The 25,083-nt window shown below is 33.4% G+C and carries 21 protein-coding genes and 1 pseudogene; 10 read left to right on the top strand and 12 right to left on the bottom strand.

Going from position 1 to position 25,083, the window contains the following annotated elements; genetic code table 11:
- The first annotated feature begins 176 nt into the window (after positions 1–176).
- The 3 genes from BTO04_RS10145 (at position 177) to BTO04_RS10135 (ending at position 2,706) form a co-directional block, all read left to right on the top strand.
- Positions 177–1,229 (top strand): hypothetical protein, encoded by a 1,053-nt coding sequence (locus BTO04_RS10145; protein ID WP_087564389.1) that lies wholly within the window; start codon positions 177–179, stop codon positions 1,227–1,229.
- An 83-nt stretch (positions 1,230–1,312) separates the two neighbouring features.
- On the top strand, positions 1,313–2,098 hold the full coding sequence (locus BTO04_RS10140; RefSeq protein WP_087564388.1) for a membrane metalloprotease: 786 nt from the start codon (positions 1,313–1,315) through the stop codon (positions 2,096–2,098).
- A 20-nt stretch (positions 2,099–2,118) separates the two neighbouring features.
- Positions 2,119–2,706 carry a porin family protein gene (locus BTO04_RS10135; RefSeq protein WP_198342052.1) on the top strand — a complete coding sequence of 196 codons (588 nt, stop codon included), beginning with the start codon at positions 2,119–2,121 and terminating at the stop codon, positions 2,704–2,706.
- Positions 2,707–2,756: 50 nt separating this feature from the next.
- On the opposite strand, the pseudogene BTO04_RS10130 reads toward BTO04_RS10135, so the two are convergent.
- Positions 2,757–2,975: pseudogene (locus BTO04_RS10130) on the bottom strand (hypothetical protein); the annotation flags it as partial.
- A 118-nt stretch (positions 2,976–3,093) separates the two neighbouring features.
- Here BTO04_RS10130 and BTO04_RS10125 point away from each other — a divergent pair.
- Complete coding sequence (locus BTO04_RS10125) at positions 3,094–9,417, top strand: T9SS type A sorting domain-containing protein (RefSeq protein ID WP_087564386.1); 6,324 nt, start codon at positions 3,094–3,096, stop codon at positions 9,415–9,417.
- 268 nt (positions 9,418–9,685) lie between these two features.
- Here the strand turns inward: BTO04_RS10125 and BTO04_RS10120 are convergent, their stop codons facing one another.
- Positions 9,686–10,252, bottom strand: coding sequence for a pseudouridine synthase (locus BTO04_RS10120; protein ID WP_302849213.1), 567 nt, complete (start codon positions 10,250–10,252; stop codon positions 9,686–9,688).
- A 4-nt stretch (positions 10,253–10,256) separates the two neighbouring features.
- Positions 10,257–11,048, bottom strand: coding sequence for an aldose 1-epimerase (locus BTO04_RS10115; RefSeq protein WP_087564385.1), 792 nt, complete (start codon positions 11,046–11,048; stop codon positions 10,257–10,259).
- 92 nt (positions 11,049–11,140) lie between these two features.
- On the opposite strand from BTO04_RS10115, the gene recA reads away from it, so the two are divergent.
- The gene (gene recA, locus BTO04_RS10110; protein ID WP_087564384.1) at positions 11,141–12,148 is read left to right on the top strand and encodes a recombinase RecA; all 1,008 of its coding nucleotides are present in this window, start codon (positions 11,141–11,143) and stop codon (positions 12,146–12,148) included.
- Positions 12,149–12,218: 70 nt separating this feature from the next.
- On the top strand, positions 12,219–12,755 hold the full coding sequence (locus BTO04_RS10105) for a GNAT family N-acetyltransferase (RefSeq protein ID WP_087564383.1): 537 nt from the start codon (positions 12,219–12,221) through the stop codon (positions 12,753–12,755).
- Here the strand turns inward: BTO04_RS10105 and dut are convergent.
- Positions 12,752–13,183, bottom strand: a complete 432-nt coding sequence (gene dut / locus BTO04_RS10100; protein WP_087564382.1) for a dUTP diphosphatase — start codon at positions 13,181–13,183, stop codon at positions 12,752–12,754. The two genes, BTO04_RS10105 and dut, sit on opposite strands and share 4 nt — an antisense overlap.
- A 3-nt stretch (positions 13,184–13,186) precedes the next feature.
- Complete coding sequence (locus BTO04_RS10095) at positions 13,187–14,053, bottom strand: alpha/beta hydrolase (RefSeq protein WP_087564381.1); 867 nt, start codon at positions 14,051–14,053, stop codon at positions 13,187–13,189.
- Positions 14,054–14,147: 94 nt separating this feature from the next.
- Between BTO04_RS10095 and BTO04_RS10090 the strand changes: the two genes are divergently transcribed.
- The 3 genes from BTO04_RS10090 to BTO04_RS10080 are packed head-to-tail and all read left to right on the top strand — an operon-like array spanning position 14,148 to position 17,115.
- A complete protein-coding gene (locus BTO04_RS10090; protein WP_087564380.1) occupies positions 14,148–15,143 on the top strand; it encodes an NAD(P)H-dependent glycerol-3-phosphate dehydrogenase in 996 nt (331 codons plus the stop codon).
- 43 nt (positions 15,144–15,186) lie between these two features.
- Positions 15,187–15,846: a hypothetical protein gene (locus BTO04_RS10085; protein ID WP_087564379.1), complete on the top strand. Its 660-nt coding sequence runs from the start codon at positions 15,187–15,189 to the stop codon at positions 15,844–15,846.
- Positions 15,847–15,849: 3 nt separating this feature from the next.
- Positions 15,850–17,115 (top strand): MFS transporter, encoded by a 1,266-nt coding sequence (locus BTO04_RS10080; RefSeq protein WP_087564378.1) that lies wholly within the window; start codon positions 15,850–15,852, stop codon positions 17,113–17,115.
- A 40-nt stretch (positions 17,116–17,155) separates the two neighbouring features.
- Here BTO04_RS10080 and BTO04_RS10075 read toward each other — a convergent pair whose 3' ends face one another.
- The 4 genes from BTO04_RS10075 to glpK all read right to left on the bottom strand — a co-directional run bounded on the left by BTO04_RS10075 (position 17,156) and on the right by glpK (position 21,326).
- Entirely contained in the window at positions 17,156–17,491 is a 336-nt protein-coding gene (locus BTO04_RS10075; RefSeq protein WP_087564377.1) for a hypothetical protein, read from the bottom strand.
- A gap of 144 nt (positions 17,492–17,635) precedes the next feature.
- Positions 17,636–19,282: a glycerol-3-phosphate dehydrogenase/oxidase gene (locus BTO04_RS10070; protein ID WP_087564376.1), complete on the bottom strand. Its 1,647-nt coding sequence runs from the start codon at positions 19,280–19,282 to the stop codon at positions 17,636–17,638.
- Positions 19,283–19,284: 2 nt separating this feature from the next.
- Positions 19,285–19,830: a pyridoxamine 5'-phosphate oxidase family protein gene (locus BTO04_RS10065; RefSeq protein WP_087564375.1), complete on the bottom strand. Its 546-nt coding sequence runs from the start codon at positions 19,828–19,830 to the stop codon at positions 19,285–19,287.
- 11 nt (positions 19,831–19,841) lie between these two features.
- A complete protein-coding gene (gene glpK / locus BTO04_RS10060; RefSeq protein ID WP_087564374.1) occupies positions 19,842–21,326 on the bottom strand; it encodes a glycerol kinase GlpK in 1,485 nt (494 codons plus the stop codon).
- 101 nt (positions 21,327–21,427) lie between these two features.
- On the opposite strand from glpK, the gene BTO04_RS10055 reads away from it, so the two are divergent.
- Complete coding sequence (locus BTO04_RS10055; RefSeq protein WP_087564373.1) at positions 21,428–22,903, top strand: Na+/H+ antiporter NhaC family protein; 1,476 nt, start codon at positions 21,428–21,430, stop codon at positions 22,901–22,903.
- Between the two features lie 327 nt (positions 22,904–23,230).
- On the opposite strand, the gene BTO04_RS10050 is transcribed toward BTO04_RS10055, so the two are convergent.
- Genes BTO04_RS10050 through pheS form a run of 3 tightly spaced genes read right to left on the bottom strand, consistent with a single transcriptional unit; the run spans position 23,231 to position 24,930 of the window.
- Positions 23,231–23,626, bottom strand: a complete 396-nt coding sequence (locus BTO04_RS10050; RefSeq protein WP_087564372.1) for a hypothetical protein — start codon at positions 23,624–23,626, stop codon at positions 23,231–23,233.
- A gap of 27 nt (positions 23,627–23,653) precedes the next feature.
- Positions 23,654–23,911: a hypothetical protein gene (locus BTO04_RS10045; protein ID WP_087564371.1), complete on the bottom strand. Its 258-nt coding sequence runs from the start codon at positions 23,909–23,911 to the stop codon at positions 23,654–23,656.
- Positions 23,911–24,930, bottom strand: coding sequence for a phenylalanine--tRNA ligase subunit alpha (pheS, locus tag BTO04_RS10040; RefSeq protein ID WP_087564370.1), 1,020 nt, complete (start codon positions 24,928–24,930; stop codon positions 23,911–23,913). The genes BTO04_RS10045 and pheS overlap by 1 nt, the downstream gene beginning before the upstream one ends.
- Positions 24,931–25,083: the final 153 nt, after the last annotated feature.

Below are 25,083 nucleotides of genomic sequence, written 5' to 3'. Positions count from 1 at the left end.
TAAAATATAAAATCTTATAATTTTATAAGACAAAGGTAGGGTAAATAAACGTTTAGTTGTTTTACTTATAGATGGGCAAAAATAATAACCATTCAAAAAAAGAATAAGTAGGGTAAAGTAGTACAAAGTTGTTTTACTTATATAAACAAGAAACATTAATCATTAAATCTATTAATATGAAAACATTTAAATTATTTACAGCAATTGCTTTCACAGCAATTTTAGGATTTACATCATGTCAATCTGAAGAAAATTCACAAGTGGGTACCAATCCAAATGCAAATTCATCTACATCGCCAACTGCCTCTAATTATGAAAGAGCTGCTAAGAATGACGGTTCTGATGACGACTTTTTAGATGGTAACTCTTGTACAGAATTATTATTCCCATTAACAGCAGCAGTAAACGGACAAAGTATTACTATAATAAGTAAATTAGATTTCTCAGCAGTTTTAAATATTATGGGAGAATTTAATGACGATAGTGATGTTGTAACTTTTCAATTTCCTATTAGAGTAATAACAAGCAGTCATACACAAGTTACTTTACAAAGCCAGTCAGACTTAGACGAATTAAAAGAAGCATGTGAAAGTGCAGAAGAGGAAGGAAATGACGCTATTTCTTGTGTAGAGATCGATTTTCCAATAACAATGTTAACCTATAATGTAAGTATAGAACAAACAGGAAGTGTAGTTATTCAATCACAACAACAACTGTATACATTTATGTCAGACTTACAATCAGACGAGTTGTTTTCAGTAAATTATCCAATGAATGTAACTGCAAGTAACGGAACTTCTATTCAAATAGGAAGTGATGCAGAGTTTCAAAGTGCAATTTCAGATTGTTTACAAACAGAAGAGGAAGAAGAGGAAGCAGCAGAAAGTGCAGTTGAAGTAGAGGCAATCTTAAGTGGATCTATATTTAAAGTAGAAACTTTTATTACGGGTGGTGTTGAAACAGCAAACGACTATGCAGATTATACGATAGAATTTACGAACGATTTAAAAATAGTTGCTAAAAACCAGGCAAACGCAACATTAGATGAAATTGAGGGAACGTACACTGTAAGTTCAGAAATCGAAGTTTTTGTAGATATTAGCTTTGCAAGTAATACAGCAGTAAGTGCTTTAGGAAATGATTTTATTGTGAGTGCTTATAGCGATACAGTTATTACTTTAACAAGTAAAACGGACGCTTCTGTAACATTAGCTTTTAAGAAGATTTAATATCTTTAACCCAAGTAAATAAATGATACTTTACAACTATTATAGAAGTTTATAATAGTTGTAAAGTTTTAAATAAAAGCAAAATGAAACATAATATATTAAGAGTAATTTTAGTTTGTAGCATCTTTTTTTCATGTTCTTCAGAAGAAACAGAACAAATCATAGATCCAGCTACAGGAGACACTATCAATGTGGCTTCAAATAGACAACAAACAGGGTCTTCTGCTAACGATTTACTTTCTGCAAATACGTTTGATAAAATGATTGTTGAAATTGCTTTTATTGAAGGCTTTAAACCAACACAAGAAGCATTAGATAATTTTAAAAACTTTATAGAAGATAGGACTTTTAAAACAGCAGGAGTAACGTTTATTGAAAAGGAAATTTCAGCTACAGGAAAAACAGAATATACTACCGAAGAAGTAGCGGATATTGAAAAAGAATTCAGAACACAATATAATTCTAGTTCAACAATTGCAGTTTGGGTATTGTTTATCAACGGAAACTCTTCAAGAGATTCAAACCAAGGTTCAATTTTAGGTTCTGCCTATTGGAACACTTCTTTTGTAATTTATGAAGAAACAATACGAGGTTTAAGTAACAGCACTTTTGAGCCAGAGAGAAGTTTGTTAGAATCCGCTGTAATTCATCATGAATTCGGACATATTTTAGGATTAACAAATATAGGAACGGACTTGCAAAGTGACCACGAAGACCCGGATCATGCAGGACACTGTGTTGAAGAGAGCTGTTTAATGTATTTTGCTGCAGAAACAAGCCAGGGAATAGACACTATGATTTCTGGAGGTCAAGTACCTAAATTAGATGCACAATGTTTAGCCGATTTAAAGGCAAACGGAGGAAGATAACGCTTTTAAAAACTAAAAAAATGAAAACAACATATATAGCAATTGCAGTAATGATTGTAAGTACTTTATCATTAAATGCACAAGACAGAAAAAATAAAGCAACAGCAGGTATTAAAGGAGGGTATAATGTCTCTTCAGTTAGTTTTGATGGAACCTCAGAAACAGAAAGATTACATGGCTTTCACCTGGGTATCTATGTGGAGTCTTATATTGGTAAATATATTTCTGTTCAACCAGAAATTTTATACTCGCAGCAAGGGTACAAAATGATAGATGAGGATGGAACCTTTACTCAAAAGTTAGATTATTTAAATGTTCCGTTGATGTTAAAATTATACCCTATGAAAAGCTTCTTTTTAGAAGCAGGACCACAAGTAGGATTTTCAATTTCACACAAAGAAACATATGATTCTGATTTTATTTTTGGAGATACATCAAGAGAGTTAGAACCAAATAATTTTGATTGGGGTGTAAATTTAGGTGCAGGTTTTAAAAGTGATGCAGGCTTCACTTTAGCGGCAAGATATCACATAGGACAAAATGATATTTACGATGAAGACAAACCAAAAAATAGACTTTGGCAAATCTCTGTAGGATTTGAATTTTAAGAAATTTAAAAGAGAAGTAATTTTTACTTCTCTTTTTTTTTGCGGTTATTTTAAGTAAAACAGGTTACTTCTTTTACTTCACCAACTTCTAAGTTCTCTAATTTAACCTCACCTATTCTAACACGTATTAAACGCAATGTAGGGAAACCAACAGCAGCAGTCATTTTTCTCACTTGTCTAAATTTTCCTTCTCTAATAATTATTGAAACCCAACTTGTAGGCCCATGTCTTTCATCTCTAATTTTCATGCTTCTTAATGGAAAATTAGGAGCTTCAACTAAAAACAAAGAGTACATTATTTATACTTCATAATCTAAAAATAGGGTATCTATACGTAGTTAAAGTCTCTTCCTTTATACTAGATTACAGGTTATTAAATAAATAGCTATGAAAAATTTTAAATTATTGGTTTTACAAACCTGCTTTTTAGTAAGTTTTATAAACCTACAAGCCCAAACCCAAATAGGCGCAGACATTGATGGCGAAGCAGCTGGAGATTACTCAGGAAGCTCAGTGAGTTTAAGTTCCGATGGATCTGTGATGGCAATTGGAGCTCCTTTTAATGATGGAGTAAATGGATCAAATTCAGGATCGGTTCGTTTGTATAAAAATACAGGTGGTAGTTGGGACAAAATAGGCGCAGACATTGATGGGGAAGCAGCTGAAGATTACTCAGGAAGGTCAGTGAGTTTAAGTTCCGATGGATCTGTGGTGGCAATTGGAGCTCCTTATAATGATGGAAATGGAGCTAATTCAGGATCGGTTCGTTTGTATAAAAACACAAGTGGTACTTGGGCCCAAATAGGCGCAGACATTGATGGGGAAGCAGCTTATGATCAATCAGGAATTTCAGTGAGTTTAAGTTCCGATGGATCTGTGGTGGCAATTGGAGCTCGTTATAATGATGGAAATGGTGCTAATTCAGGATCTGTTCGTTTGTATAAAAATACAGGTGGTACTTGGGCCCAAATCGGCGCAGACATTGATGGGGAAGCAGCTGGAGATCAATCAGGAATTTCAGTGAGTTTAAGTTCCGATGGATCTGTGGTGGCAATTGGAGCTCTTCTTAATGATGGATTAAATGGTGCTTATTCAGGATCTGTTCGTTTGTATAAAAATACAGGTGGTACTTGGGATCAAATAGGCGCAGACATTGATGGGGAAGCAGCTCAAGATCAATCCGGTCATTCAGTGAGTTTAAGTTCCGATGGATCTGTGGTGGCAATTGGAGCTCCTAATAATGATGAAAATGGTGCTAATTCAGGATCGGTTCGTTTGTATAAAAATACAAGTGGTAGTTGGGTCCAAATAGGCGGAGACCTTGATGGGGAAGCAGCTCAAGATCAATCAGGATGGTCAGTGAGTTTAAGTTCCGATGGATCTGTGGTGGCAATTGGAGCTCGTAATAATGATGGAAATGGATCAAATTCAGGATCTGTTCGTTTGTATAAAAATACAAGTGGTAGTTGGGCCCAAATAGGCGCAGACATTGATGGGGAGGCAGCTAATGATGAATCAGGATTTTCAGTGAGTTTAAGTTCCGATGGATCTGTGGTGGCAATTGGAGCTCGTTATAATGATGGATTAAATGGTGCTTATTCAGGATCGGTTCGTTTGTATAAATATACAAATGATCCTTGGGCCCAAATAGGCGCAGACATTGATGGGGAAGCAGCTGATGATTACTCAGGAAGTTCAGTGAGTTTAAGTTTCGATGGATCTGTGATGGCAATTGGAGGGATTTATAATGATGGAAATGGTACTCGTTCAGGATCCGTTCGTTTGTATAAAAATACAGCTGGTACTTGGGCCCAAATAGGCGCAGATATTGATGGCGAAGCAGCTGGAGATTACTCAGGAAGTTCAGTGAGTTTAAGTACCGATGGATCTGTGGTGGCAATTGGAGCTCCTCGTAATGCTGGAAATGGTTATCGTTCAGGATCGGTTCGTTTGTATAAAAATACAGGTGGTACTTGGGATCAAATAGGCGCAGACATTGATGGGGAAGCAGCTGGAGATGAATCAGGAAGGTCAGTGAGTTTAAGTTCCGATGGATCTGTGGTGGCAATTGGAGCTCTTTATAATGATGGAAATGGTACTAGTTCAGGATCGGTTCGTTTGTATAAAAATACAGGTGGTACTTGGGACCAAATCGGCGCAGACATTGATGGCGAAGCAGCTGGAGATTACTTAGGAACTTCAGTGAGTTTAAGTTCCGATGGTGCTGTGGTGGCAATTGGAGCTTCTCGTAATGCTGGAAATGGTAGTAGTTCAGGATCGGTTCGTTTGTATAAAAACACAAGTGGTACTTGGGACCAAATCGGCGCAGACATTGATGGCGAAGCAGCTGGAGATTTCTCAGGAATTTCAGTGAGTTTAAGTTCCGATGGATCTGTGGTGGCAATTGGAGGGATTTATAATGATGAAAATGGTGCTAATTCAGGATCTGTTCGTTTGTATAAAAATACAGGTGGTACTTGGGCCCAAATCGGCGCAGACATTGATGGAGAAACAGCTGGAGATCAATCAGGAACTTCAGTGAGTTTAAGTTCCGATGGTGCTGTGGTGGCAATTGGAGGGATTTATAACGATGGAAATGGTACTCGTTCAGGATCGGTTCGTTTGTATAAAAACACAGGGGGTACTTGGGCCCAAATAGGCGCAGACATTGATGGGGAAGTAGCTTATGATTACTCAGGAAGTTCAGTGAGTTTAAGTACCGATGGATCTGTGGTGGCAATTGGAGCTATTGGTAATGATGGATTAAATGGTACTGATTCAGGATCGGTTCGGGTGTATAAAAACCCAAACTATGTTAAAACCCAAATAGGCGCAGACATTGATGGCGAAGCAGCTAATGATGAATCAGGAAAGTCAGTGAGTTTGAGTTTCGATGGCTCTGTGATGGCAATTGGAGCTCGTTATAATGATGGAAATGGTGCTAATTCAGGATCGGTTCGTTTGTATAAAAATACAAGTGGCACTTGGGCTCAAATAGGCTTAGATATTGATGGCGAAGCAGCTGGAGATCAATCCGGTCATTCAGTGAGTTTAAGTTCCGATGGATCTGTGGTCGCAATTGGAGCTCCTTATAATAATGCTAATATAGGTCACGTTCGTTTGTATAAAAATACAAGTGGTAGTTGGGATCAAATAGCTGGAGACATTGATGGGGAAACAGCTGGAGATCAATCAGGTTATTCAGTGAGTTTAAGTTCCGATGGATCTGTGGTGGCAATTGGAGCTCGTTATAATGATGGAAATGGTGCTAATTCAGGATCTGTTCGTTTGTATAAAAATACAGGTGGTACTTGGGCCCAAATCGGCGCAGACATTGATGGGGAAGCAGCTGGAGATCAATCAGGAATTTCAGTGAGTTTAAGTTCCGATGGATCTGTGGTGGCAATTGGAGCTATTGGTAATGATGGAACTGGATCAGATTCAGGATCCGTTCGTTTGTATAAAAATACAAATGATACTTGGGCCAAAATAGGCGCAGACATTGATGGCGAAGCAACAGGAGATCAATCAGGAATTTCAGTGAGTTTAAGTTCCGATGGATCTGTGGTGGCAATTGGAGCTACTTATAATGATGGAGGTGGCACTGATTCAGGATCGGTTCGTTTGTATAAAAACACAGGGGGTACTTGGGCCCAAATAGGCGCAGACCTTGATGGGGAAGCAGCTGGAGATGAATCAGGATGGTCAGTGAGTTTAAGTTCCGATGGTGCTGTGGTGGCAACTGGAGCTCCTTATAATGTTGGAAATGGATCAAATTCAGGATCGGTTCGTTTGTATAAAAATACAGGTACAGATATAGCTGGTACTTGGGCCCAAATAGGCATAGACATTGATGGCGAAGCAGCTGGAGATGAATCAGGATGGTCAGTGAGTTTAAGTTCCGATGGCGCTGTGGTGGCAATTGGAGCGATTTTGAATGATGGAAATGGATCAAATTCAGGATCGGTTCGGGTGTATAAAAACCCAAACTATGTTAAAACCCAAATAGGCGTAGACATTGATGGGGAGGCAGCTGGAGATGAATCAGGAAGGTCCGTGAGTTTAAGTTCCGATGGTGCTGTGATGGCAATTGGAGCTCCTTTTAATGATGGAAATGGTGCTGATGCAGGATCGGTTCGTTTGTATAAAAATACAGGTGGCACTTGGGCTCAAATCGGCGCAGAAATTGATGGCGAAGCAGCTAATGATCAATCAGGAACCTCAGTGAGTTTAAGTTCCGATGGATCTGTGGTGGCAATTGGAGCTCCTTATAATGCTGGAGTAAATGGATCAAATTTAGGATCGGTTCGTTTGTATAAAAACATAGGTGGTAGTTGGGCCCAAATAGGCACAGACATCGATGGGGAAGCAGTTGAAGATAAATCAGGATGGTCAGTGAGTTTAAGTTCCGATGGATCTGTGGTGGCAATTGGAGCTATTGGTAATGATGGAAATGGTGCTGATTCAGGATCGGTTCGTTTGTATAAATATATAGTTGGAACTGCTTCTTGGGCACAAATAGGCGCTGACATTGATGGGGAAGCAGTTGGAGATCAATCAGGATTTTCAGTGAGTTTAAGTTCTGATGGATCTGTGGTGGCAATTGGAGCTCCTTATAATAATGCTAATTCAGGACACGTTCGTTTGTATAAAAATACAGGTACAGATATAGCTGGTAGTTGGGTCCAAATAGACGGAGACTTTGATGGGGAAGAAGCAGAAGGTCAATCAGGATGGTCAGTGAGTTTAAGTTCTGATGGCTCTGTATTGGCAATTGGAGCAATTACCAATAATGGAAGTGGTGGTGGACGGGTAGATTCAGGACACGTTCGTTTGTATAGAAATAGAGGAGATATTTGGGTCCAAATAGGCTTTGACATTGATGGCGAAGTAGCTGGAGATCAATCAGGAAAGTCAGTGAGTTTAAGTTCTGATGGTTCTGTGGTGGCAGTTGGAGCTTCTTATAATGATGGAAATGGTAATGCTTCAGGATCTGTTCGTTTGTATAAAAATATAGATAATACTTGGACCAAAATAGGCGCAGACATTTATGGGGAAGCAGCTGGAGATGAATCAGGATGGTTAGTGAGCTTAAGTTCCGATGGCTCTGTGGTGGCAATTGGAGCTCCTTATAATGATGGAAATGGTGCTTCTTCCGGTACTGTAAGTGTACAGGTTACAGGTCATGTTATTTGGCAAGGAGATGATAATACTGATTGGGAAAATAGTTACAACTGGTCTAACAATTCGATTCCTAAAAGCAATGATTATGTGGTAATTCCGAGCGGTAGTGAACGTTACCCGACGGCTACAAAAACGATATCTGCAAACACCATAGAAATTAACAACGGCGCAAGTTTTATGGCAGATTATTTTGTAAACGCTGTTGTAAATTATAAAAGAAATATTGCTACTTCAGACTGGTATATGGTATCTAGTCCTGTTGCAGGACAAGACATTGATGTCTTTGCAAGTGCAACAAGTTTAGCTGTTGGTGGTACAGGCAATAACCGTGGTTTAGCACCTTATAACAATGCAACACCAGGTTGGGATTATTATCAAAGTGGCGCTACAGGTTCTGGTAATTTTTCTTTAGGTACAGGGTATTCTATAAAACTAACAGCAGCGAGCACACTTAATTATAGAGGTACAATGGCTACCATAAATAAGGATGTAACCATAAACAATGCAGACAATGCTTTTAATTTAGTAGGGAATCCTTACCCTTCTTTTATTGCTATTAATGCAAATGCAATAAATGCTACAGAAAATTTATTAACTGTAAATAAAGCACTACCAGATGCAGCAGCTGTGTTAGAAGAGGCTACACTTTGGTTTTGGGATCAAGGTAGTGTGTATAAGGCTGTAAATTTAGCCTCTACAGATGTAACATACATTGCTCCAGGGCAAGGGTTTTTTGTAAAAACTTCGGCAACTACGGGTAATACTACCTCGTTGAGTTTTACTAAAGCAATGCAATCGCATCAAACTACAGATACTTTTTTAAAGGCTACAAACAACCGAACAGAAATTAAACTAAAGGTTTCACAGAATGAAGCGGCTAAAGAAACAGAAATATTTTATATAAGAAAAACAACAACAGGTTTTGATAATGGTTATGACAGTAGCATTTTTGAGGGTGTTAGTGCTTCTTTAGAACTCTTTACAGGTTTGGTAACTGGTAGTGTAGATAAAAAATTAGCCATACAATCTTTACCAGACAGTAATTTTGATGCGATGGTAATCCCTATTGGTGTTATTGCACCTGCTGGAGAAGTTACTTTTTCTGCTAACGCAACCAATTTACCTTCCGAGGCAAATAAAGTATTTATAGAAGATAAAGAATTAGGTGTTTTTAAACGTTTAGATGATGCAAGCATTTATACAGTAACACTAACAGAAGCCAGTACAACTGCAGGAAGATTCTTTTTACATGTTAGATCAGCGGTATTAAGTGTGCCTAATGAAAATTTAACAGCGATAAACATGTATTATGTAGGCAACTCAAAAGAGCTGCATATAAAAGGTTTATTAGAAGAGGAAGCTATAGTAGAGGTATATAATGTAATGGGAAAAAATGTTTTCTCAACAAAGTTTACTTCCAAAGCAAACACTAGTTTAGTGTTGCCAAACTTAAGCACAGGCGTTTATATTGTTCAGCTTCGAGATAAGTCTAATGGAAACTGGACTAAAAAAATAGCTGTTGAATAATACCTATAAATCGAAAAGCAAAAAAATGAAACATTAAGATAAAAAACAAGTACCTACCATAAATAGAAAAGAAGCAATATAAAAAATAGGAAACTGTGGTAAAGATGCAACATTAACAGCATTGGGTACTACCTAATGTTAAACCCTTAAAAAGCCCAAGCTGCTTGCCCTGAAGCTCTAGGTAGTGGGTTTTAAAAAATAATAAAAACGCTTTTAATAAATTGAAAAGAGAAGTGATTTTTACTTCTCTTTTTTTTTTGCAATAATTTTAAGTAAAACTGAGGACTTCTTTTACTTCACCAACTTCTAAGTTCTCTAATTTAACCTCACCTATTCTAACACGTATTAAACGCAATGTAGGGAAACCAACAGCAGCAGTCATTTTTCTCACTTGTCTAAATTTTCCTTCTCTAATAATTATTGAAACCCAACTTGTAGGCCCATGTCTTTCATCTCTAATTTTCTGACTTCTTAACGGAAATTTAGGATCTTCAATTAAAAAAGATTTTCCGGGTTTTGTGATGTATTTCTTTCCATCAAAACCAATTTCTACACCCGTTTTTAATTTTTCTACAGCTTCTTGAGTAATTATACCATCTACCTGAACAAAATATTCTTTTTCGTATTTACTACTTCTAATTTCTTCAGAAACTTTACCATCTGTAGTTAATAAAAGTAACCCTTCAGAAGCAACATCTAAACGTCCAATTGCCATTGTTCCTGTTGGAAAATCATGCAAATCTCCTAATAATTTTTTCTTCCTTTTTGCAGGATTTACAAACTGAGAAATCATTCCCCAAGGTTTATGAATTATAAAATGTTGCTGTTTTTTAATCAAATTATAAAACTTTAATTGTTATAGAAAAAATATTTTTTCCTTCGGATAAACGCATATTTTCTTCAGAGAATTTTTGCGCTGTATAAGACGTATATTGTGTAATTGGTTCAATACAAAGCATGTTATTAACTTGGGTCCAAAGCATAAAATTATCAAAACCTTTTGTAGTGATTTCTAAATCATTTTTAGCGATATTATGCAGTATAATTTTATTAGAATTCAAAACCGGAAATGCATTAGAGCCTGTTTTAAAAACATCAGACATAGTAATTTCTTTATCATTTGATTTTAAAGTCTCTTTACCAGAATCAGACAATAAAAAAGCGGGATGATAGCCTAACATAAAAGGCATTCCTTTTATAGAATTGATAATAAAGTCGATTTTTAAAACATCATTTTCTAAAGTAAAATTCTTTTCAAAAGAAAAATCGAAAGACCAAAATAGAAACTCTTCAGTAGATTTTTCAGGAAATTTACTATTGGTTATGTTGGTGTTTTTATTATATTTTTTAATAAAGTTTGCGGTGTTTTCATCCGAAGAAATTAAGGAATAATCTAACTCACGCAGCAAACCATGTTGATCTTGAATTGCATCTCCTTTTTTTGTGTGAACTCTAAAATTATTTTTTGAAGTTGGACCAATAACAGGAAACATTTCATCATCAGAATTACGCCAACCTTTATTTCCTTTTTGATGAATAAATTCAATGCCATTTTTTTTAAAACTTGTTAATTCTCCATCAAGAATAATAGCAGCACTATCTAAATTATTTAATTGTATTTCTGAATTCATTTTTTTAAAATTAACCAATACAATAGTACAAAAATGTAGTTTATTTTTTTGTAACTTGTGGCACTTATTTAAAATTATACATAGAAAGATTTATGGCAGCAGATAAAGAAAAAGTAGCAAAACTTAAAGCACTTCAACTTACACTAGATAAACTAGATAAAACGTATGGTAAAGGAGCTGTAATGAAATTAGGAGACGTAGTTACAGAAGATATCGATGCAATTTCATCTGGTTCTTTAGGATTGGATTTAGCTTTAGGAGTTGGGGGTTATCCAAGAGGAAGAGTAATAGAAATTTACGGACCAGAATCTTCTGGTAAAACAACATTAACATTACATGCAATTGCAGAAGCTCAAAAAGCGGGAGGAATTGCCGCTTTTATTGATGCAGAACATGCATTTGATAAATTTTACGCAGAAAATTTAGGCGTAGATATAGATAATTTAATCATTTCTCAGCCAGATCATGGTGAACAAGCACTAGAAATTGCGGAAAACTTAATTCGTTCTGGCGCAATAGATATTGTTGTTATTGATTCTGTTGCAGCTTTAACACCAAAAGCAGAAATTGAAGGAGAAATGGGAGATTCTAAAATGGGTCTTCATGCTCGTTTAATGTCTCAAGCATTGCGTAAATTAACAGGTACAATTTCTAAAACAAAATGTACAGTTATTTTTATTAACCAATTAAGAGAAAAAATTGGTGTAATGTTCGGTAATCCAGAAACAACAACTGGTGGTAATGCCTTAAAATTTTATGCTTCTGTACGTTTAGATATTAGAAGAAGAACTCAAATTAAAGACGGAGATAGAGTTATTGGAAACAGTACCAAAGTTAAAGTTGTAAAAAATAAAGTAGCACCGCCTTTTCAAATTGCAGAATTTGATATTATGTATGGACAAGGAATTTCTAAAGTTGGTGAAATTTTAGATATTGGTGTAGAATTAGGTATTGTAAAGAAAAGTGGTTCTTGGTTTAGCTATGGTGAAACAAAACTAGGTCAAGGAAGAGATGCTGTTAAAGGGTTAATTAAAGATAATCCTGAATTAGCAGAAGAGTTAGAAGGAAAAATAAAATTAGCGATTGAAAATCAAGAATAATTTTTAAAAGCTTATATTATTATAAACTGCTGTGGAAGTAACTCTCTATAGCAGTTTTTATTTTAAAATAATGATTAAAGTATCAGAAAATATAAAGTTAAAAGAGGTTTCTAATTTAGATTCTGAAACTCTTTACAAGTTAATGAAGGAAATTTATCCTTTAGCCTATAGTCATTTTTGGACTGATAAAGGAGATTGGTATGTGAATACACAATATTCTAAAGAGCGTCTTTTAAAAGAGTTATTAGAAGAAAATTCTGATAATTACTTTATCCTTTTTAAAGATAAAATAATTGGTAATTTTAGAATTATTTGGGACGATAAATTAGCTGGTTTAACACAAGAAAAACAAGTAAAACTACATAGAGTATATCTACACCAAAATACACAAGGAAACGGAATTGGTAATGAATTGATGGCTTGGTTAGAAAACAAAGCCAAAGAAAAAGGATATAGAATTATTTGGTTAGATGCAATGAACGAGCAACCTCAAGCTTTTCAGTTTTATAAAAAGCGAGGTTACAAATATCATTCTCACATTTTTTTACCTTTTAAATTATTACATGATGAGGTTCGAAAAATGAGTCAGATTTTTAAAGAAATTTAAACTCCTGTACTTCCAAAACCTCCAGAACCACGTGCTGTTTCACTTAAAACAGTAACTTCTTTCCAAATTGCACGTTCATGTTTTGCAATTACAAGTTGCGCAATTCTTTCTCCATCATTTATTATAAAATCTTCGTTAGATAAATTGACTAAAATTACACCTATTTCTCCTCTATAATCTGCATCTACAGTTCCGGGAGAATTTAAAACAGTAATTCCTTTTTTTGCAGCCAAACCACTTCTTGGTCTTACTTGTGCTTCAAAACCAACTGGTAAAGCTATAAATAAGCCTGTCTTTACAATTGCGCGTTCAAGAGGTTTTAGTGTGATTTCTTCTTCTATATTTGCTCTTAAATCCATTCCTGCAGCGCCTTCAGTTTCGTAATTTGGAGTTGCGTGTTTAGAGTTGTTTATGATTTGTACGTTCATTTTTTATAAATTAAATAAGTAGGTTATTGTTTCTGAAAATTCTGCTCTCCAAAAAGACTCTGAGTGCGTTCCATCTGGAACAATTTTTGTTTTTAATTTTTTTGTTGGAAAACCAAGTTCTATTAAAAGTGCTGCCATGTTTTCTGTATCAACAGCCATAGGACCACTTTCTTTTTCACCTGCTAAAAGGTACATTTTTGAGTTACTTTGTTTACCATTTTCTCTAGCAAATTTTTGGACTTCACTAGAAAACCAAAAAGAAGTAGAAAGTGCGCCAATTTTACCAAAAACCTTAGGATATTTTAAACCGCCGTAGAATGAAATTAATCCACCTAAAGAACTACCAATTATTGCTGTATTTTTTGATGTAGATTTTGTTCTATAGGTAGTATCAATATATGGTTTTAATTCATTTACTAGAAAATCTACATAAATAGCACCTTTTCCACCACCATATTTTTTGTTTTTCCAAGGGGTATATTCTTCAATTCTTTTTTCGCCACCATTTTCTACACCAACAACAATAAAGCTTTTTCCTGTTTTATTATAGATGTCATTTAAGGTTTCATCAACTTCCCATTCTCCAGCATACGAAGTTTTAGCATCAAATAAATTTTGAGCATCATGCATGTAAATTACAGAAAATCTTTCTTTTGAAGAAGTGTAATTTGGAGGTAAATACAACCAAATTTTATGAGAAATAGTATTTAAACCTTCAATAATAAATTCCTTTTCTAAAATAGAAACAGTACCTTTTTGTATAGAATTTTTTTCTTCAATTTTTATTGAAGTTTCTTTTTTAGCTTGCTTTACACCGCAAGAAATCATCAGAAAAAAAGCAAAAAATAATAAGAATATTGTTTTCTTCATAAGATTAATTCTAATTTAGACAAATATAATAAATAGACTAAGGATTCCTTAAAAGTTAATAGTTTTATTACTTTTGAACCAAAATATATTAAATATGAGTAAGCAGCCAAAAATAGCAGTTTTAGGAGGAGGAAGTTGGGCAACTGCCATTGTAAAGATGTTAACAGAAAACTTAGATATAGTTGGCTGGTACATGAGAAATGAACAAGCAATTGAGCATATAAAGAAGAATGGACACAACCCAAATTATTTAAGTGCTGCGGAGTTAGATGCTACTAAATTAGATCTATCTAATGATATTAATACTACTGTTGAAAATTATGATATTTTAATTTTTGCAATTCCTTCTGCGTTTTTAATGAGCGAATTAGAAAAGTTAAATAAATCATTAGAGGGGAAAATAATTTTTTCAGCAATTAAAGGGATTGTACCTGAAACAGGTTTAATTATTGGAGAACATTTTAACGTAGAATATAATATTCCACTAGAAAATATTGGAGTAATTACTGGGCCTTGTCATGCAGAAGAAGTTGCAATGGAGCGTTTATCTTACTTAACAATTGCTTGTCAAGATGAGAATAAAGCTAAAATAATTGCAGATTCTTTAGAGAGTTGGTATATAAAAACAAAGATTTCTGATGATATTATTGGTACAGAATATGCTGCAATGTTAAAAAACATTTATGCAATTGCTGCTGGTATTGCACACGGTTTAGGTTATGGAGATAATTTTCAAGCTGTGTTAATGAGTAACTCTATTAGAGAAATGAAACGTTTTATTAAGAAAGTTCATAAAATGAAACGTAACATTAATAACTCTGCTTATTTAGGAGATTTATTGGTTACAGGGTATTCTTCTTTTAGTAGAAATAGACTTTTTGGAAACATGGTAGGTAAAGGCTACACTGTAAAGTCTGCTCAATTAGAAATGAGTATGATTGCAGAAGGATATTATGCTGCTAAAAGTGCTTTCAAAATAAAAGAAGAAAACGGAGCTAATACACCAATTATAGACGCTGTTTATAGTATTTTATACAACCATAAAGACGCAAAAAAAGAATTTAATAAGTTGACTGATAAATTAGATTAATTGTTTAATTTTGAACATTAGTATAATTTATTAAACAATTGCAATGAAAACAATACAAGAAGTTGTAGAAAGCACTATCAGAAAAACACCTTTTATAGAAGAAGCTTTAAATGAAAAGTTGATAAATGTATCTTCTTTGGCAAGAATTATTTTACCAGAAGTTTCTAAAGTTTTAAAGAAAGATGTAAAAGCGGGTGCTGTAATGATGGCAATTAACAGACTTTCTCCTGCAAGCGAATTAAGAATAAGAAAGAATATTAAAAAACTAGCTTTAGAGCTGGGTGATGTAATTGTTCGTTCAGATTTGTGTGATTTCACTTTTAAAAACACACCTTCTTTATTAAGAGAAATTGCAAAAATATTAACCAAATCTTCAGAAAACACTGATTATTTCTTAACAGTTTCTCAAGGGATTTTTGAAACGAATATTGTTACAAGTAAGAATTTACAACCTTTTGTTAATGATATTTTTGAACAAGAAATTTTAATTAGCAATGTTTTAGAACTCGCTTCAATTACGATAAAACTGCCAAAAGAAAACCAAGAACAATCGGGTATTTATTATTTTATTTTAAAACAATTGGCTTGGGCAGATATTCCTTTACAGGAAATAATTTCTACAACAAATGAAATGACAATTGTTGTAAAAGAACAAGATATCAACCAGACATTTTCTATTTTAATGGATATGAAATTAAGCTAAAAAATGGCAAAAAAAGACCCTTATGGAGCATTAAGAATAAAGGAATTCAATATTTTTTTGTTTGTTAGATTTCTACTTGTTTTTGGTTGGTCTATGCAATTTATTGTTATTGAATGGCAAGTGTATTCAATTACTAAAGATCCTTTATCTCTTGGAATAATTGGGTTAATGGAAATTATTCCCGCATTTAGCATGGCTTTATTTGCAGGTCATATTGTAGATCAAAATGAAAAAAGAAATTTACTAGCAATTTGTACCGCCGCTTTTTCATTAATTAGTTTAGGGTTATTTCTCTTAACTACAGATGGTATTGTTGGTAGTTGGTCTACAAACTCAATTTTATATTCTATCTACGCCTTGGTTTTCTTTGGCGGTTTTTTACGTTCTTTTTTTGGTCCTACAATTTTTTCTTTGGTAGCATTATTAGTGCCTAAAAACATTTATCATAATGCGGCAACCTGGAGCACAAGTACATGGAAAACAGCATCCGTTTCAGGAGCTTTATTTGGAGGTTTTTTTATAAGTTGGATTGGTGTTGATATGACTTTGTGTTTAGTGTTCATCTTAGTTGTTTTATCGTTTATTGTTCTTTTTCAAATAGAAAAGAAACCTATTTTAAATAAGAAAATTGGTGAACCGATGAAAGAAAGTTTAAAAGCTGGAGTAAAATTTGTTTTTCAAAATAAAGCTATTTTAGGTGTTTTGTCTTTAGATATGATCGCTGTTTTATTTGGAGGAACAGTGGCTATTTTATCTGTCTTTGCACAAGATGTTTTAAAAGTTGGACCAGAAGGTTTTGGTATTTTAAACGCATCTATTTCTATGGGAAGTATTCTTACCATGTTTATTACAACCTATATTCCTATCAGTCAGAATACAGGTAAAAAAATGTTGATTTCTGTCTTCATTTTTGGTTTAAGTATCATTGCTTTTGGACTTTCATCTATTTTCTGGGTAAGTGTTTTAGCTTTATTTATTAGTGGAGCTGCAGATGGAATTTCAATGGTAATTCGTCAAACTATTTTACAATTAAAAACACCAGATGAAATGCGTGGAAGAGTCGCTTCTGTTAACTCTATGTTTGTAGGTTCTTCTAATGAATTAGGTGCTTTTGAAAGCGGTTTAGCGGCTAAAATACTAGGACCGGTAGCTGCAGTGGTTTTTGGTGGAACAATGACTTTAATTACTGTTACAGCCACAGGAATATTAAATCCTAAATTAAGAAAATTAGATCTAACTAAAGATATTGAAGAAAACGATAAAGAATAAAAAAACCGTTTTCTGAGTTTCAAAAACGGTTTTATAAAATTTATTTAATTAAAGTGAGTACAGTAATTGATTTTACCTTCTTTTTTTCTCCTGTTAATTCTCCTTCATCATCCATTAATTCTATTTCCTTTTCAACCCAAGAAATAGTAAACTTTTTACCAATAAACGCATCATCATATAAACCAATTTCTATTTCTTCATTAAGGTCATAAAATAGCACTATTTTTTTATTTTCGTCTTCAAATTTGTAATAATCATCTTCAGTAAGACCAATAAAGGTTGCCGTTAAAGTGTTCTCTTTTACAGTAGTTTTTGAAGTAAAAGATAGGGATACTAAAATAAATAGCACGAATGCTACAGAATATAATGTTTTCATAATTTTTAATTTTAAAGTTGTTTTTTAATAAATATAGTAGCTATTCTTTTTCCTAAAAGAAGGTGCTATTTTGTTGAAGTAAAGCGAACTATATTTTCATAGGCCTTAAAATTAAAAATTGGTATACCAAATATACTTTATTTTTTAATTAAATGATGATGCTAAATTAATTTTTTCATCTAATTCATTTAAGTGCATTTTTGCTGTTTTTTCATCCCACTTAAAATGATTTGTAAATTCTTTTAAAGTCAAATTTTTAAATAGGTCTACAGAGGGTTTGTCAAAAAATAATCTACCCGTTCTTCGCATAAAGAAATCAGTTGGCGTGCAAGCCATTTCGTAGTTTACAGCAAACCAAACTTCAGCCATTATCATTTTTTCTTGCATATCGTCATGATATAAATCATCAAACTTTTGCAATATTGTATCTGTTTGCTTTCCGTAATTATGGACTAGATATTCTGCATCTTTTTCATCAAAATCTACTTCTGCAATTCGATTATGAATGGCATCGATATAACTTTTAACTTCAGACGAATTTTTAAAAGTTCCGCCTGAAAGGTTAATTTCTTCCGTTTTAATAGCACTAAACTCTTTATCATAGCGACGGTTGTATTTTTTACTAACCAAATCTACAATTCGTTCTGCCATTTTTCTATAACCCGTTAATTTTCCTCCAGCAATTGAAATAAGTTCAGTATCAGAAACAAAAATTTCGTCTTTTCTAGACAATTCTGAAGCAGATTTTCCTTCTTCATGAATTAACGGACGCAAACCAGCCCAAGAAGATTGAACATCCTCTAGCGTTAAACTAATTTCTGGAAACATATTATTAACTGCAGAAATTAAATACGTTGCATCCACTAGGTTTGTTTCTACATTGTTTTTATCTAACTGATAATTCGTATCTGTTGTTCCAAAATAAGTGACTTTTCCACGCGGAATTGCAAACATCATTCGGCCATCTGGAACATCAAAATAAACAGATTGTTTTACAGGTAATTTTTCATGAGGAACTACTAAATGAACCCCTTTTGTTAAGTGTAATCTTTTCCCTGTTTTAGAGTGATTCATTTGTCTTAATTCATCTACCCAAGGCCCACAAGCATTTACTACATATTTTGCTTTAATTTCAAAAGATGCATCCGTAAAAGTATCTTTTACTTTTGCACCAACAACCCTTTCATCTTTGTAAATAAATTCAGTTGCTTCTGCATAATTCAACAATTTTGCATCATAATCTAATGCAGTTTTTAAAACTTCAATTGTTAAACGAGCATCATCTGTTCTGTATTCTGCGTAGTAACCAGCGCCATTTAAAATACTTTCTGGCAGTAAAGGTTCTTTTTCTAAAGCTTCCTCTTTATCCAACATTACACGCTTATCTTCTCCTTCTACAGAAGCTAAAATATCGTATACTTTTAACCCAATTGAGGTTAGCCAAGAACCATAAGTTCCACCATCAATTAAAGGTAAAATCATTTTTTCTGGAATGACTAAATGGGGCGCTAATTTGTGTACAATTGCACGTTCTGTTCCTACTTCTTTTACCAACCAAAAATCGAATTGTTTTAAATAACGCAAACCTCCATGAATCAGTTTTGTTGATTTACTACTTGTTCCAGAAGCAAAATCATTCTTCTCTATCAAAGCAACTTTCATTCCTCTAGAAGCTGCGTCTAAAGCAATTCCTGCACCTGTAATTCCTCCTCCAATAATTAATAAGTCAAATTCTGTAGCTTGTAATTCTTTGGTACTATTTTCTCTTTCTAAATAGGAGAATTTTTTCATATTTAATTTTTTATAATATTTGTTGGTAAACCATCAATACTTGTTTGATTTATGTCTTCCCAATAGTGTTCAATTTTATCTTTTCCTTCTGTTGTTGCCCACTCATTTAATTCATTTCTTTCCTCTTTAAATTCATAAAAAGGAATTGACATTCCGCAAGAATTTTGAGCAGATTCTATAGTGATATCAAAGATTTGACGGGTTCCTGGAGTTTCTGGAAATAGTGAAATCACATCACTCCAACCGGCATCATTTGGTTTTATTTCTTTTCCTTTCCCGTACAAACGTAAAACATTAGGAGCGCCTTCAAAAGAACAAAACATAATTGTTATGCGTTCGTTTTCTAGTAAATGTGCTGCAGTTTCGTTTCCACTTCCTGTAACACTTAACCATAAAACTTTGTTTTCATTTAGTACTCTAAAAGAATCCATTCCTTTTGGCGATAAATTTATTCTTCCAGAAGTTGGCGCAGTAGCCACAAAAAACATTTTTTGTGCCTCAATAAATTTTTGAATTCTTGGAGTAATTTTTTTATAGAATTTCGACATGTTTTTAATTTTTAATCAATCCAATCTTTAGAGCGTTCAACAGCTTTTAACCATTTTTTATATAATTTTTCTCTCTTTTCTGATGAAAAAGTTGGCGAGAATTCTTTATCAATTTTTCTAAAGGATAAAATATCTTCTTTACTCCATAAACCAACATAAATCCCTGCTAAGTAAGCAGCTCCCAAAACGGTTGTTTCCGTTATTTTTGGTCTTTCTACAATGCAATCTAAAATATCAGATTGAAATTGCATTAATAAATCATTATTGCTTGCTCCGCCATCAACCTTTAGTGAAGTTAACTTAGTTTCTGCATCATTTTGCATCGCAATTAAAAGATCTTTTGTTTGATATGCTAATGATTGTAATGTTGCTTTTATTAAATGATTTTTTCCAGTATCTCTTGTTAATCCAAAGATGGCACCTCTTGCATACATGTCCCAATAAGGAGCGCCTAAACCAGCAAAAGCAGGAACAACAATTACAGGATTCTCTCCTTCAACTTCTGATGCAAAAATCTCAGATTCTTCTGCAGAAGAGATAATTTTTAAACCATCTCTTAACCATTGAATTGCTGCACCAGCAATAAAAACACTTCCTTCTAAAGCATAAAAAATTTTGTTATCAATTCCCCAAGCAATGGTTGTTAATAAACCGCTTTTAGAAAACTGAATATCATTTCCTGTATTCATTAACATAAAACAACCTGTTCCATAGGTGTTTTTTGCTTCTCCTTTTTTGAAACAAGTTTGGCCAAATAGCGCTGCTTGTTGATCTCCAGCAATTCCGGTAATTGGAATTTTAAATCCATCAATTTTATAATTTCCAAAGTGAAAAGAAGAAGGATTTACTTTTGGTAACATTGATTTTGGAATCGTTAATGCTGTCAATATTTTTTCATCCCAACACAAATTTTTAATATCAAAAAGCATTGTTCTTGATGCGTTGCTGTAATCTGTAGCGTGAATTTTTTTATCGGTTAAATTCCATAAAAGCCACGTATCAATAGTTCCAAAAAGTAGCTTTCCTTTTTCAGCTTCTTCTCTGGCGTTTTCTACATTTTCTAGAATCCAATTTATTTTTGTAGCAGAAAAATAAGAATCAATTACCAAACCTGTAGTTTGTTTTATATGATTTTCTAATCCTTTTTTCTTAAGGTTTTCGCAACTATTTGCAGTTCGTTTATCTTGCCAAACAATTGCATTGTAAATTGGTTTTCCGGTGTTTTTATTCCAAACAACGGTAGTTTCTCTTTGATTTGTAATTCCAATTCCTACAATTTCCTTCGGATGAATTTCAGCTTTTTTAATTACCTTTTTTAAGGTAGAAAGTTGCGTTTCTAAAATTGCTATCGGACAATGTTCTACCCAACCAGATTCTGGAAAAATTTGTTCAATTTCTTGCTGTTCAATCGCAATAATTTCTCCTTTTATATTTACAACAACAGCCCGAGAACTTGTTGTTCCTTGATCTAAAGCGATGATAAATTTGTTTGTCATTTCCTTAAAAAATTGAAAAGCAATTTACAAAATAAGACCTTAGAAAACGAAATATAATTTTGTGTATTAATTACTACCTTTAGCTCCTTAAATTTATTTCTATGGAGTATGGTTTTCTTTCAATTGTTCCGCCAATTGTTGCAATTATTTTAGCGTTAAGAACAAAGCAGGTTTATATTGCTTTGTTATTTGGAATCTGGTTTTCTTGGCTGATTATCAAGGGTTGGAATCCGTTAGACGGAACATTGGCAATGATAGAAGGATTGGTAAATGTTTTTAAATCACCAGGAAATACAAGAACCATAATGTTTAGTGCTTTGGTTGGTGCGTTATTAATTTTTATTCAATATTCTAGAGGAGTTGAAGGATTTATAAATATTTTAAATAAACTGATTTTAAAAGTTGAAAAAAAACAAGCTGGTTATAGTCGCGTTTTAGTTCAGCTTTTAGCAACAATTACAGGGTTATTATTATTTGTAGAAACAAGTATTAGTTCTTTAACTGTTGGAACTTTATACAGACCAATTTTTGATAAGTTAGGAATTCCGCGTGAAAAACTCGCATATATAGCAGATTCTAGCTCTGCGCCTTCATCCATCTTAATTCCCTTTAATGCTTGGGGCGCTTTTATTATGGGATTGTTATTAACGCAAGGAATAGAGAAGCCATTTTCTTTAATGATGAGCTCTATTAAATATAATTTTTACCCTTTGTTAGCCATCGCCATTCTTTTTATTGTGATTTTCACCAAAAAAGATTTTGGTCCGATGAAAAAAGCAGAGAAGAGAACCAAAGAAACAGGAGAATTAATGAATCCTAATGCAATACCAATGGTTTCTGATGAGGTAACTTCATTTCCACCAAAAGAAGGGATAAAAGCGAAAGCATATAATATGATTGTTCCTTTATTGGTAATGGTTTTAATGATGCCAATCAACTTAATTTATACAGGTTGGAATGCTGTAGAAGGTGCAACCTCATTTTTAAACCATGCTGCACAAGCAATCGGAAATGGTTCTGGATCTTCATCAGTTTTATATGCGGTAATTACATCTCTTTTAGTGGCAATGGTCATGTATTTTATACAAGGAATTATGAAGCCAAAAGAAATGGTGAATTTAACGTTAAAAGGAATTAGTGAGTTAATGCCATTAGCTTTATTGATGTTGTTAGCATTTGCAATTGGTGATGCTTGTAAGGAGTTAGAAACGGGAATCTATGTTGCAAACGTTACTAAAGATTGGTTGTCGCCAGAATTACTACCTGCAGTTGTCTTTATCATAAGTTCTTTTATTGCATTTTCTACAGGAACATCTTGGGGAACTTTTGCAATTATGTTGGCAATTTCTGTACCAATGGCAAATATTCATGGAGCAGATTTAACCATTGTTGTTGCTGCAACTTTAGGTGGAGGAATTTTTGGAGATCATTGTTCACCAATTTCAGATACTTCTATTATTTCATCAATGGCGTCTGCAAGTGATCATATAGATCATGTAAAAACACAATTACCGTATGCGTTAGTTGGTGGAGCTATCACCACTATTTTGTATTTAATTATTGGTTTTTTGGGGTAAAATGAATGTAAAATTTTTAAGAATTTGGGCGTTACCACAAGGGGCGCGCTTTCCGCACTCGCTTTTTATTCATTCTTCACAAAAGAGCTCAAACAAATGCTACAATCGCTAACGCGGGCTTCTAAGAAAATTTTGTTGTTTTTACAAAGATAAGATGACACGTGACTTGTCATTACTAGGAAGAATGACGAAGTAATCTTTTTATTTAGAGTACAATTAAGCGGATTGCTTCACTCTTCGCAATGAGATTGTGAGAGTAAGAACATCCTGTCAGTTCGAGTGTTTTTTATTGAAACAAAGTGTAAATAAAAAATGTATCGAGAACTTTTACTTCGCTAAAATTCCGCGTTTTTTTAATTCAGGAATTATTCTTAAAGCACCTTCTTTAACGGTGTTTTGTTTCAATAGATATGTTTTATCAAACAATTTGTTATCAGCAAAAAAAGAAACCTGAAAACGGTTATTTAAGGCAAATAAATCAGGTTGAATAAACTCAATCTTTGCAAAAGAATTAGCAGGTAATACCTCTAATTTTTTACGCATTAAAGACGTTGTTTTTTTCTCAGAAAAACCTTGAGAAACAATTACAACCAATTCTAAAGCAATGTTTTTATTATTGATAATATAAATGTTCCAATCATCAGTTTTATAAATATCATTGTATTCATAAACTACCGCAATTTCTACATCTGTAACTTCAGGTATTTGAATGTCTTTTTTCATTTATGCTGAACTTGTTTTAGTATCTTTTTACCAAAGTTTATAAAAATCTTCTTTAGATACTATATCACCATCACAGTCATCAATAGTTAAAGTTCCTTCACATAAACCACCAAATTCATCTTCAAGATGGTCTTCATTATATTTTGTAACTTTTTCGTTTTTATAAACAGTAATTTGTTTTAAAACTTCATCTGCATCATTGGTTTCAAAATACCAAGTTGAGGTTCCCCAATCTGCATATTCATCATCTCTATTTTCGTCCCAAAATTGTGAAAAGTATTTCATTATATAACAGATTTAAATTGCTCTAAAAAGCGTTTATCATTTTCGTAAAACATTCTAATATCTGGTATTTGATATAACAACATTGCAATACGTTCTATTCCCATACCAAAAGCGTAACCAGAATATTTTGTTGGATCAATATTGGCATTTTTCAACACATTAGGATCTACCATACCACAACCCATAATTTCTAACCAACCCGTTCCTTTTGTAATTTTATAATCAGTTTCAGTTTCTAATCCCCAATAAATATCTACTTCTGCACTTGGCTCAGTAAAAGGGAAATAAGAAGGACGTAGTCTAATTTTAGATTTTCCAAACATCTCTTTAGTAAAGTATAAAAGCGTTTGTTTTAAATCTGCAAAAGAAACATCAGTATCTATATACAAACCTTCAACTTGATGAAAAATACAGTGAGCACGCGCAGAAATATCTTCATTTCTAAAAACCCTTCCAGGAGAAATAGTTCTAATAGGCGGCGTATTATTTTCCATATAACGAACTTGCACAGAAGAAGTGTGGGTTCTTAATAAAGTATCTGGATTTTTATCAATAAAAAAAGTATCCTGCATATCTCTAGCAGGGTGATATTCTGGTAAGTTTAAAGCAGTAAAGTTATGCCAATCATCTTCAATTTCTGGACCTTCAGAAACCGTGAAACCAATTCTATTAAAAACTTCAATAATTTTATTTTTAACCAATGAAATTGGATGACGAGAACCTAATTCTATTGGCTCAGAAGGACGCGTTAAATCGCCATAAATTCCTTTTTCTTCAACAGAGTTATCTAAAGCTTCATTTAATTGAATAACTTTTTCTTCCGCAGATTTTTTAAGGTTGTTTAGCGCTTGTCCAAAATCCTTACGTGATTCAGCGTCAACATTTTTAAATTCAGCAAATAAATCTTTTAAAAGACCTTTACTTCCTAAGTATTTAATTCTAAAAGATTCAACCTCTTCTTTAGAAGTTGCATTAAATGCTTTTACATCACCAATCAGTTCTTTTACTTTATCTAACATTTTTCAATAAAATTAGGCTGCAAATTTAGTGTTTTTTGTAGAGCTTTATCCACCTAAAGTAAGGAAAACAATAAGAGCTTCCGAAATCGATTGAAATAAGGTGGTTTAAAGAATAAATAAAAATTCTTTTTTTATTTAAGGATTCATAAATTA

Origin of the sequence: Polaribacter sp. SA4-10, assembly GCF_002163835.1 — a bacterium.
GTDB lineage: Bacteria > Bacteroidota > Bacteroidia > Flavobacteriales > Flavobacteriaceae > Polaribacter.
This window is presented reverse-complemented; position numbering and strand designations above follow the sequence as displayed.